We start from the raw sequence: 11,236 nt of genomic DNA on the forward strand, positions 1-11,236 counted from the left end.
ATCACTTGTCGAAATTAATCCCGCCGCATGGAGCCCAACTTCAAATTCGGGAAAGCCAGGAAGGACAGTTCAAACATCACACGATAGTCAGCCTCGCGCTTGCTCCCGTCATCCCGCGTATAAGCAGGCAGGTAACTCCCGCCCAAAGCGACCGACATGCAATCATACTTACGAGTTACCGAGAGGCCCTGCTCTTCGAGCGTGGACGTCTGGGCTTCAAACCGGTCGTAAACACCAAACTCCCAACGTTTATTCGGGAGCCAGGCCAGATCGGTAATCAACAGGCTGCTGGAGTCGACGAGATAGCGATGTTCAATATTGGCACGCCACTCATCCACCTTAAACCGTGCCTGGGTATTATAGGTGTTGATCTGACTGGCATACAAATCGTACGTGCCATCCATATAGATCTGGCACCATTTCGCCAGGTTAAATTCGGCCTTCATCCCAACATTGGAAAAAGGCTCATCCTGATCGGCCTCCTCGAAACTGTAAGTGGTAAACACATCCAAATCAGCAATGTCGCTCACCGCCTTCTGACGTTTGGTCTGTAACCGGTTACGCAGTCCGAACCGCAAGTCATTCCGCCGATCCAACGCATCAATCTCATCAAATTGATAAAGCTGGGCAGGCCTGATATTAGGCTCCGGCACAAACGTATAATCCGTGTAAGGCTCCACCACGTGGCGCAATCCGGTACCAAACATATTTTCGTCATTATTCACCACCTTAAAGGCTCGGAATGACGTCTCCAGCCCGATATTGAAGAGAGATCGCAGATCACTCCCCATGGAATCGGGAACTTGAGAAATGTTGGTTGAAGTCCCACTGGTGACGCCCCCGCTACTGTTCGACGTCACCGTAGCCACAAGCTGAGTGACCGATCTCCAATTCACGGTCTCGGAATAATACGTTGCCCGATAGCCGGTACGCGGAGTCACGTTCAGAAACCCAAAGTGTCGGGTGGGATAATATAATTCATGACTTGTGTCCGCTCGACCAGCGGAATACTCCTCTGATCCCGACCCGTCAGGATACAATTTTTGCAGATAGGCTACCGAATTCCTGCCTTCATAATAAAATGGCGAATCGGCAATCTGACTTCGCTGAACATCCGCTTTAAATTCCGGCAGGCGATCCACCGCCTCATAAAAATCGTTCAGCCGCTTATAGGTGCTCAAACTATAGGTTGTATTTTCTTCACGATGAACAAACGTGGCGTAATTCTCAGGCTGGAAACTATTTCGATATTCCCGCTCAAAGAAATCCTCAAGCACATATTGATCGCTTAGATAGGTGAAATCCGACAGGAAATAGTCCTTGGCGCCAAAGGTCTGCATATGATCAAGCGTCAGGCGATACCGTTGAGAATCAATCACTTCACTGCGCTTCCCCTTGTCAAAATCCTTCTGGACCCCCTGATCATCGGTATAGTACCCGTAGATACGCCCTTTCCCGGTATCAGCATCATTCACCCAACCGATTTCCTGCCCAACGGCCGGCCCCCGCTCAGTACGGTAGTCCAAATGGGTGATCCCCCGCAGATTGGACGTCATCCAATACTTTGTGGACGTCAGCAGATAGGCACCCATACGACTCCGGTATCCAGCCTGCACGGACATGCCGACCGAACGATCACTCAGGGAACTATACCAGTAGGGCAGATAGAACATCGGGATGCCACCAAACCGGAGCACCATATGACGGGCCACGAAATGATCATTGGGATACACCCGAACCCGCCTGCAATTCATGGTATAGTGATAATGGCCCGGCTCATTGGTACAGGTGGTCACCACCGCACGATTCAACAGGAAGTAATCATTAGTCTTGGTCGCCGATGCCGCCGTCATGTGGAACGGATCGTAATTTGCATCAAAGCCGCCCGTCGACCAGGTTCCGTCAGCAAGATTGTAAGTAAATGTTTCGCCGCGCCAGACCATGTTGGACTTAACAAACACCACATTACCGGTGGCCATGGCGGTCTCAGTGATTTTATCGAAAATGATCGTGTTAGCGGTCAGTTTCTCATCGCCACGAATGACAGTCACGCCGCCCGAGGCGATCATTTTTTTACCCCCCTGCTCAACATCTACCGTGGGCGCAGATACATCTACGGGGATCGTCGAAGTCGGAGAGAACCCGCCCAACAATCCAAAAGGATTCGAAGCCGCCTCCGCCATGCCGGCGAACGCGATTGCAATTATTGTAGTCCATACCCATTTCATCGGCATTATTCTCCCGAAACTGGTGAAATAAAGGCTTCACCATACACCATCTCCCACCCCAACGCTAGCGCATTTCCCCTCATCCCAACCCGATCAGGATAATGCCCACCACAATCCCCGTGAGCGCAAACGCTTTCTGCCGGATATTCTTTTCTTTAAAAATCAAGGCACCCAAACTGAACGAAACCAGCACATTCCCGCGCCGCACGACGCTCAACATGGCAATGAGCGAGCCCGGCAGGGCCAGGGCGTTGAAATAGCAGAAATCTGCCACCGCTAGTAGCAACCCAATCGCGGGAATGGTCCAACGCCATTGAAAGGGGGTATGCCGATGACGCTGCGGCCACCAGCATAATGCAAAAACAAGCCCCAGAATCACCACCAAATACAGGCTGAAGTAGGCCTGCACAACCATGGGAGCATAGCGGCAGAGCAGATATTTGTCATACAGAGAACTGACCGCCCCAAGAAAAGCCCCCATTAAGAGGAGCCCTACCCACCCGTTTCGAACAAACCGAACCCCTTCTTTCTGCCCCACCACTGAAAGGGCGAAATACGAGCCCAGCGCAGTCAACATACCGCACCATCCAAGAAGTGAAAACCGTTCCGAAAAAATAAGCATAGCCCCCAGTAATGTTAAAACAGGCTGGGCGGCACGGATGGGCGCACCCAAGGTGATCGGAAGATGTTTATAGGCAAAATAGGCACACACCCAAGACGAGGCTACAATTAACGATTTCAGCATCAACAGACCGTGTACGTGCCATGAAACTGACGCCACATAGGCCCGGCCCAGGGACTCCGGGCCCAACCACTGCGAAAGAATTGCAAGAACTGCAAATGGCAAGGCGGTTGATACTGTCGCCAGAAACAGGACGGGGAGAACGGCATTCTCCCTCAGAGACGCTTTTTTACATACGTCATATAGTCCCAGAAAAACTGCTGATATAAGCCCCAGAATCAACCACATAATGGGCGCAGGGTAGGTATAGGGCTATGAAAAGTCAATGATACTGCCCTCGAGAAAAATAATGACTTGATAATCAGCTGGTTATGTACAAACTTCCAACTCTTCAGAATTAAGGTTTAATAAGGAAAAGTGTCATGGTGGTAAGGCTTGAAGATCTCGGTAAAACAGTACGTGAAACCCAATATGCTGTTCGTGGGCCTATTGTAGCACGTGCTGCCGAGTTGGAACGTGAAGGGCGTGAAATTATATACTGCAACATCGGGAACCCCCACTCTTTCGGCCAAAAGCCGCTGACGTGGATCCGGCAGGTTCTTGCGCTCGTTGCGTATCCGGATTTACTGAATACCGGAAAAGCCCTATTTCCCTCCGATGTGATCGAGATGGCCATACTGATTCTTCAGCAGACCAAACATGGGCTCGGCGCTTACACTGAAAGCAAGGGCCTCAGCTTTATCCGCGAAGCCATTGCTCGTTTCATCGAAAAACGTGACGGTATCAAAGCAGATCCCGAGACCATCTATCTTACAGACGGGGCAAGCAAAGGTGTCCAGGCTATTCTCGAAGTGCTCATTTCTTCTGAGCGCGACGGGATTATGATTTCTATCCCCCAATATCCATTATATTCAGCCACGATCACCCTGTATGGTGGACGCCGGGTCGATTACTCCCTCGACGAGAGCACAGGCTGGAAACTGACGCTGGCCCAATTGGAGCATTCCTATCAAAAAGCCACTGCAGAGGGAACCCGTGTCCGGGCTATTTGTGTGATTAACCCCGGGAATCCTACCGGAGCGGTTCTGGATGAGAAAAACATCGAGATGGTTATCAATTTTGCCAGACAACACCATCTCGCCATCCTTGCCGATGAGGTTTATCAGGATAATATTTATCGGGCCTCGGATTCGTTTGTTTCGTTTGCCAAAGTCCTGGAAATGAACCACATCAAAGATGTTTCGTTATTCAGCTTTTACTCCTGTTCAAAAGGACTTCTGGGCGAATGCGGAATTCGTGGTGGATATTTTGAATGCCGGAATATTCCAGACGATGTCCTGTTCGAAATCACCAAAATGCAGTCAGTATCGTTATGCGCCAATACCGTCGGGCAGGTGGCAACCTATTTGATGGTCACCGCACCTCAACCGGGCCAGCCTTCTTTTGACAGTTACACTCATGAACGCGCCGCTATTCTGGAATCCCTGCGCGTCAGAGCAAAACTGGTGGCAGACGGGCTCAACAAGATTCCAGGCATTAGCTGTCAATCAGTTGCAGGCGCCATGTATGCATTCCCTCAAATCACCCTGCCAGCAGGAATGACGGATGACGAATATTGCATGCGCCTCCTGGAGGAGACCGGCATCTGCGTAGTCCCCGGCTCCGGATTCGGCCAAGCGCCAGGCACGTTTCATTTCAGGACCACCATCCTGCCGCCAATCCACAAAATTGAAGCGGTGATTGAAAAGCTTGCACAGTTCCAGCTTAAGATCACGGGTTAACCTGACCTGAGTCGGCATCAGCAAAACCCTGATATAGAATCAGGGTTTTGCTAATTGCGCTAAAATCCATTTATTGCGACGATGTATATCAGTCAACGGTAGAGGTGGTGAGTCTCCCCCGATATTGCACCCCCCTGTGATAGATGACGTTAGCCGTTCCTCCGCAAGTAATGGCAGCGCATCCTCACCACCTCCCGTTGACTTTTCGTTTGGATATCAATTCATTATCCGATCTCAGCATTGATCCATTCTGCAGAACGCTCAGGCATTGCTTCCAGCAATTGGCCCTTACGCGGGAAGCCATCTATTGATCTAAATGCGTGTTTCGTTGATGTAAATCAATGAAATAGAAGGGTGAAAAGATGGTGGCGAGGGTCGGAATCGAACCGACGACACGCGGATTTTCAGTCCGCTGCTCTACCAACTGAGCTACCACGCCATTTAGGTCTTAACTAGTTTATTTTCAACGAGTTGGACTTTCGTCAAAAATCTTTCCTCTTTCCGGAAAAACGCTCCGTGACGGTTTCGTGACGGTTCGCAATAATTCATCCCTCGGAAAAGAGTTCGCATACAATACATTACGCACCCTCAGAATCAACCTTTTTTTAAGGTGATGGTTGATTTCTAAAACAATGCTGAACGAAAACCCTATATTCTCTACTGCACCGCTTTAAGAGATTCACGAACAACATCAGCCCATTCACTGATGACTGTTATCACCTGGGCCGAACAGTGGAAGCCTAAGGCTGCTCCGCTTTTGTAGCACCCTTCGTCTGCGAATAGCTCTTTATCGGCCAATACAATAGACGCCGCCAAGAGTTCGAATATAAAGGCGGGCACCCTCAAATACAGGTGAACTACGAAAAGGCTCCAGTTGATTCCGGGCCACTTCCTTGCAGCCATCGTCCAGATCAAACACAACCGTTTCGCCGGTATCACTACTCACAAAAAGATAATGTCCGGCCAGGGTTACGCTCGGATAAAAAGTACCCCCAAGATTCAATTTTTGCTCAGACAAAATCGTTCCAGAAACGGCATCCAAAATGCTAAAGTTCCCCTTCTGGTGAACAGCATAAAGCCGGTCTTTAAAAAGAACCGGTGAGGCGTAATAACGATCCGCCGCCATCTTGGTCTGCCATAAAGTCTCTACCTTGACCGGCTCGATCTCGGCAGCGGGCAGACGAATCGCTTTCCCGCCATTTTCCACGAAGTAGACCTTGTTCCCCTCCAAAACCGGCGCGCAATAGTCCAACTTGGATACAGAACGCGCCAGTTTGACCCCGTCAGAAATGCGCAGAATATCGCCCTTGGGCGTAATCACCACATCCACATCGCCTATCTTGGCCGCAACAGAGGTGCCCCAGCCAGCAGGCGATTCTGTGGCCCATAACGTCTTCCCGGTAGCGAGATCCAGCGCCGTCATCTTGAGCACATGGACAAGCATCGTTTTCCCAACCAGTACCGGGGAGGCGCTATGGCCCCAATCATGTGTGGACCGCTCCACAAGGCGACCCCATACCCTTGTTCCATCCAGGTCGTAACAGACGGCCACCCCATTTCCAAAAACCGCATAGACGCGCTGACCATCCGTTACCGGCGAGGGCGAGGAAAAGCCCGTAACCCCATGGGTTTTGGGATTGGCGCTTAAATTGGTATAGACTTGTTTGGCCTGCTCAATTTCGGCTGGAGACAGCACCTCCGCATAGGTATTAGTCTTCTGCCAGAGAATCTGACCATTGCTGGCATCAAGACATATCAACGTCGAGGGCTCCTCACATACCAACAATCGATTTTTCAGTAGCAACGGAGTGGCGTTTGAAAAATGGAGTAGCTTAGTATTCCAAACGACATTGTTGGTTTTCGACCAGGAAAGTGGTGGATTTGCCGAAAGATAGCGGCCCGTCGCATCACCACGCCAACCTGTGGCATTCCCGGCATCCGAGGAAGAACCCATGCAAGACATCAGAACGAGGGCGGTAAAGGAAATAAATTTCATAAGGCTCAAATTGTGTCGTTATCCGCGTTAACAGTCAAAGCAAGATTACCCCTGTTTTTGACAGGGCAGACGCATCTAAATTCCGGGCCAATACGAGGAATTTCCGACAGAATGAACAAAATATACAAAATTGTTGAGGGATAGAGGCAGATACTTCACTTACCATTCTGAACATTCTGTGAATTCTGTCAAAACTCTTGATTTTGGGGTGGTATAGATGCGTCTGCCCTGCTGTTTTTGATTGGCTCCCTTGACGCCTCGCATGAATCGCGATATCTTTTTGCTCGTTTGTTTTAAGAGTGGTGAGCATCAGGTATCACCACTGAAAAACGTTTATAATCTGAAGCAAGGCATATTCATGAGTACGCGTTCATTAGGTGTTGTCATCGTTGGATTCGGTGGCATGGGGTATCAGCATTCTCTTATGATCAGCCAAGTCTCCCGGCTGAAACTGCTGGGAGCTTACGATATCAAGGCTGAGGCCCAGGAAAAGGCTGCGAAAAGCGGAATCAAGGCCTATCCAAGTCTGGATGCTGTTCTGGCCGACCCGGCCGTCGAGATCGTCTTGATCGCCACACCGAATGATACTCACAAAGACATTGCCATTAAGGCCATGAAGGCCGGCAAACATGTCATCTGCGAAAAACCCGTCTGCCTGGACAGCACTGAATTGGCGGCTATTCTGGCCGTGGCTGCCGAAACCGGCAAGGTGTTCCAAGTCCACCAGAACCGCCGCTGGGACGAAGACTACCTGATCGTCAAAAAGCTCTATGACGAAAAATTAATCGGCGAGGTCTTTCATATTGAAACCCGGGTTCAGGGATCACGCGGTATTCCCGGCGACTGGCGCCGGCTGGAGGCCCAGGGCGGCGGCATGATGCTCGACTGGGGCGTACATCTTCTAGACCGTATCACGGTCATGATTCCCGGCCGGATCGTACAGGTCTTCTGCAAGCTGAACTTTCCCACCGGTGAAGAGGTTGATGAAGGGTTTCATGTGTTTCTGACTTTCGAACACGGAAAAACGGTTATGGTTGAGGTTGGCACCCGTAATTTCCTGAGCCTGCCTTTGTGGTATGTGAGCGGCACCATGGGTACGGCGATCATTCAGGACTGGACCCTGAGCGGGCGCGTCATGACGCTGCAAACCATCGAGAACATGGATGCCACCCCGATTGTGGCCGGAGCCGGGCTGACCAAAACCATGGCGCCCCGGATTGATGAGACGGCCACTGAGGCCCCCCTGCCACGCGTTAAGGCCGATGTGTGTGATTTCTACCGCAATGTCATCGACGTCATTGAGGGCCGCGCAAAGCCCGTCATCAAGAACGCCGAAGTCATGCGGGTCATGAAGCTGATGGAAACCTGTTTCCTGTCCGACAAAACCGGCCAGGTGATTCAGTTCGAATAATATCCTTGAGGGAGGCTACAGGCTGTCCACTTGAACCCAGGCTTTTCGCTCTATCGAAAGTTCGACGGCCTCCAGAATCTGGCAACAGGCGACACCCTCGCTGAAATCGGGGCTAGCGGGTTTGTTGTTCGCAATCGACTCAACAAACTCGTAAAGCTCATGCACAAAGGTGGTGTCATATCCAATGACATGGCCAGCCGGCCACCAGGCGCTCATATAGGGATGCCGCCCCTCACTCGCCTGAATCAGCCGGAAGCCCTGCGTCCCGGGCTCATCATCCGCACTGTAATAGCGAAGCTCGTTCATGCGCTCAAAGTCAAAACTGATGCTGCCCTTGCTGCCGTTGATCTCAAATCCCATGTCATTCCGGTGCCCCTGCGCAAACCGGGTCGCTTCAATCTGGCCAAGGCCCCCGTTCTTGAACTCGAACATAAACAAGGTCGCATCATCAACAGTGACCTTGCCACGCGGAGCCCCGCTACCGGCCTTGCCGGAGAGCCCTTCCATACGCTCCACGATCGGACGTTCCGTCACGAAGGTTTTACTCATGCCAATCACACTCGCAAATTCACCCACCAGATACCGGGCCGCATCAATCACGTGCGCCCCCAGATCACCTAACGAACCTGAGCCGGCCACCTTTTTGTCGAGCCGCCACACCAGCGGAAACTCGGGATCGACAATCCAATCCTGCAGGAAGCGTCCCCGGAAATGGTAGATCTTGCCCAGCTTGCCTGCCTCAATCAATTTCTTCGCAAGAACGATGGCAGGACAGAACCGGTAGTTGAAGCCCACCTGGTGTTTGATCCCCGCCTTTTGGGCTGCAGCCAGCATCTCACGTGCGTCCGACAAGGTGAGCGCCAACGGTTTCTCGCAGAAAACATGCTTCCCTTCGGCGGCGGCCCGGAGGGCGATTTCCTTGTGGGCATTGCTCGGAGTGGTGATGTCGACAATATCGATATCCTTGCGGGCGACCAGCTTTTCCCATGACGTCTCGGCGGATTCCCACCCGAATTTCGCGCGACTCTGTTCCACCCACTGGGGATCGCGACCGCAGATGGCTTTCATACCGATCTTGGCAGAAGGCTCAAAGAACATCCCCACGCGTTGCCAGCCACTGCTGTGCGCCTTGCCCATGAACTTGTAACCGATCAACCCTACATTCAGGACTTTTGCCATAGCCGATTCTCCTTTGCCACTTACTTCGTTATCGCTTCACCCCACACACCGGTGCCAGAATATGAAAATACCATGCCCTTCGCTATTCAAAATTATCGATCTTCAATTTTACCCAGAGCACGGAGCAACCCATCCAGAATGGTGATGGGATGCGGCGGACAGCCGGGGATGTAGACATCCACAGGCAACACGCTCGAAGCTCCATTACAAGTCTGGGGCTGATCCACATAAGGCCCCCCGGAAATGGCGCAGGCGCCCACGGCTATGACCAACTTGGGGTCTGGCACCGCGTCATAGGTTTTTTTGAGAGCCAACTCCATGTTTTTTGTCACCGGCCCCGTAATCAGAATGCCGTCCGCATGACGCGGGGCCGCCACAAACTGTATACCGAACCGTCCCAAATCAAATACCACCGTCGTTAACACATTGCAGTCCGCCTCGCAGGCGTTACACCCGCCCGCGCTGACTTGCCTCAGCTTCAGCGAACGTCCGAACATTTTCCGCATTTTCTCATCCAGTGCCGCCCTTAGTACGGACTCTCCTGTCCCCAGTACTAACGCCTGACGATCCCGCGCTGCAAGTTTATGTTCTTTTGAAAAGGTGATCGCCCCCTTGGGGAAAGCCGTCTCGCATTCGCCACAAAAGAGGCAGCGCCCCATATCGAGCGTTACTTTACCCTCCCGATACACCAATGCGCCGACCGGACATACAGAAACCAAGGCTCCACAGGAGGCATCCATACAGGCCTGATGGAGCACCGGGAGTCCTCGGAAACGTTTGGGCAAAACCGGCGCCTTTTTAGGATACCCGATCGTCCGATGCCCCTGCTTTATTCGTGCCGTAATGATATTTAACATCTGCCCCTCACAAATCATGCCCACAGTAAGAAAGGTTGAAACTCTTATTGCATAGCGGAAAATCGGAGATCTGCTGATTACGCATCGCCATGGACAGGCCCATCCAATTATGGAAGGAGGGATCCACCACCTTATACGTCACGAAACGGCCGGCTTCATCGGTCAACCCCACATGACAAATCTCGCCCCGCCATCCCTCAACCAGTGCCACCACAAAGGCATTGGTGGCAGGCGCCTCTGGCAAATTCCACGTCGGTCCACCAGTCAGCATCTTGAGTTGCTCACGCACAAAATCTCCAGATCGCTGAATTTCCAGCCACCTGACATAGGCGCGCTCAAATACATCTCCCGTTCTCCCGGTTGAAACGGGAATCTGGGAGAAGCGGTAAATACCATAGGGGAAATCCTGGCGCACATCGCACTCCAAACCACACGCACGGGCCGCCGGGCCTACCAGTCCGATTTCCAAGGCCGTCGCCACCAGCACCCGACCCGTTTCCTCAAATCGGCTCATGACCGAAGGGGACTTCCACAGTAGATTCACGGCATTCTCCACATCTCGCAGACTATCATCCAGCCGTTTCAACAGGTTCTCGATTAACTCCGCATCCACATCGAACCCGACGCCACCCGGCCGGATCAGGCCACGCCCAAAACGGTTCCCGCAGAGGACCGCCGTCATGTTAAGAAAATCTCCACGGAGTCGGCCGCAATAGGACGCCGTTGGCAAAAACCCGACATCTCCCGCCATGGCCCCGAGATCACCGGTATGATTGGCCAGTCGCTCCAATTCTTGCGCGATGCCGCGGATCACCTGCGCCTGGGCCGGGACTTGGCAACCCGACAGCGCCTCAACAATCCGGCAATACGCCACCGAGTGCCCCACAGTCGTATCTCCCGCCAGCGTTTCAATCGCATGAATCGTCCTTTTGTCGGGACCACCCCTCAGCATTCGCTCCACACCGCGATGTTGGTAACCCAGCGAGATTTCCAGATGAAACACCTGTTCTCCATGACACTGGAATCTGAAATGGCCAGGTTCAATGATCCCCGCATGCACTGGCCCCACCGAGACCTCATGAACCTCTTCGCCCTCCACGCG

The 11,236-nt window shown here is 52.2% G+C and carries 8 protein-coding genes and 1 tRNA gene; 2 read left to right on the forward strand and 7 right to left on the reverse strand.

Going from position 1 to position 11,236, the window contains the following annotated elements; all coding sequences use genetic code 11:
• Nucleotides 1-14: 14 nt before the first annotated feature.
• Together WCI03_09560 and WCI03_09565 are read right to left on the reverse strand one after the other, a co-directional pair.
• On the reverse strand, nucleotides 15-2,234 hold the full coding sequence (locus WCI03_09560; protein MEI8140101.1) for a hypothetical protein: 2,220 nt from the start codon (nucleotides 2,232-2,234) through the stop codon (nucleotides 15-17).
• A 73-nt stretch (nucleotides 2,235-2,307) separates the two neighbouring features.
• Nucleotides 2,308-3,198, reverse strand: coding sequence for an EamA family transporter (locus WCI03_09565; protein ID MEI8140102.1), 891 nt, complete (start codon nucleotides 3,196-3,198; stop codon nucleotides 2,308-2,310).
• A gap of 134 nt (nucleotides 3,199-3,332) precedes the next feature.
• On the opposite strand from WCI03_09565, the gene WCI03_09570 reads away from it, so the two are divergent.
• The gene (locus tag WCI03_09570) at nucleotides 3,333-4,691 is read left to right on the forward strand and encodes an aminotransferase class I/II-fold pyridoxal phosphate-dependent enzyme (protein MEI8140103.1); all 1,359 of its coding nucleotides are present in this window, start codon (nucleotides 3,333-3,335) and stop codon (nucleotides 4,689-4,691) included.
• Nucleotides 4,692-5,054: 363 nt separating this feature from the next.
• Here WCI03_09570 and WCI03_09575 read toward each other — a convergent pair.
• Nucleotides 5,055-5,130, reverse strand: a tRNA-Phe gene (locus WCI03_09575).
• Nucleotides 5,131-5,478: 348 nt separating this feature from the next.
• Complete coding sequence (locus WCI03_09580; GenBank protein ID MEI8140104.1) at nucleotides 5,479-6,687, reverse strand: PQQ-binding-like beta-propeller repeat protein; 1,209 nt, start codon at nucleotides 6,685-6,687, stop codon at nucleotides 5,479-5,481.
• A gap of 358 nt (nucleotides 6,688-7,045) precedes the next feature.
• Here WCI03_09580 and WCI03_09585 point away from each other — a divergent pair, with 358 nt between their 5' ends.
• Nucleotides 7,046-8,098, forward strand: coding sequence for a Gfo/Idh/MocA family oxidoreductase (locus WCI03_09585; GenBank protein MEI8140105.1), 1,053 nt, complete (start codon nucleotides 7,046-7,048; stop codon nucleotides 8,096-8,098).
• A gap of 15 nt (nucleotides 8,099-8,113) precedes the next feature.
• Here the strand turns inward: WCI03_09585 and WCI03_09590 are convergent, their stop codons facing one another.
• From WCI03_09590 to WCI03_09600, 3 genes are all read right to left on the reverse strand, one after another.
• Nucleotides 8,114-9,277, reverse strand: a complete 1,164-nt coding sequence (locus WCI03_09590) for a Gfo/Idh/MocA family oxidoreductase (GenBank protein MEI8140106.1) — start codon at nucleotides 9,275-9,277, stop codon at nucleotides 8,114-8,116.
• Nucleotides 9,278-9,369: 92 nt separating this feature from the next.
• The gene (nuoB, locus tag WCI03_09595; protein ID MEI8140107.1) at nucleotides 9,370-10,134 is read right to left on the reverse strand and encodes an NADH-quinone oxidoreductase subunit NuoB; all 765 of its coding nucleotides are present in this window, start codon (nucleotides 10,132-10,134) and stop codon (nucleotides 9,370-9,372) included.
• Between the two features lie 7 nt (nucleotides 10,135-10,141).
• Nucleotides 10,142-11,236: hydrogenase (locus WCI03_09600; protein ID MEI8140108.1), on the reverse strand; the 1,095-nt coding region annotated here is incomplete at its 5' end.

Source organism: bacterium, from assembly GCA_037143175.1.
Classification (GTDB): Bacteria; Verrucomicrobiota; Kiritimatiellia; order CAIKKV01; family CAITUY01; genus JAABPW01.

Bases quoted from the DNA above. Each gene is read 5' to 3' on its own strand.
- WCI03_09560 (MEI8140101.1), bottom strand. From the start codon at position 2,234: ATGCCGATGAAATGGGTATGGACTACAATAATTGCAATCGCGTTCGCC.
- WCI03_09565 (MEI8140102.1), bottom strand. From the start codon at position 3,198: ATGTGGTTGATTCTGGGGCTTATATCAGCAGTTTTTCTGGGACTATAT.
- WCI03_09570 (MEI8140103.1), top strand. From the start codon at position 3,333: ATGGTGGTAAGGCTTGAAGATCTCGGTAAAACAGTACGTGAAACCCAA.
- WCI03_09580 (MEI8140104.1), bottom strand. From the start codon at position 6,687: ATGAAATTTATTTCCTTTACCGCCCTCGTTCTGATGTCTTGCATGGGT.
- WCI03_09585 (MEI8140105.1), top strand. From the start codon at position 7,046: ATGAGTACGCGTTCATTAGGTGTTGTCATCGTTGGATTCGGTGGCATG.
- WCI03_09590 (MEI8140106.1), bottom strand. From the start codon at position 9,277: ATGGCAAAAGTCCTGAATGTAGGGTTGATCGGTTACAAGTTCATGGGC.
- nuoB (MEI8140107.1), bottom strand. From the start codon at position 10,134: ATGTTAAATATCATTACGGCACGAATAAAGCAGGGGCATCGGACGATC.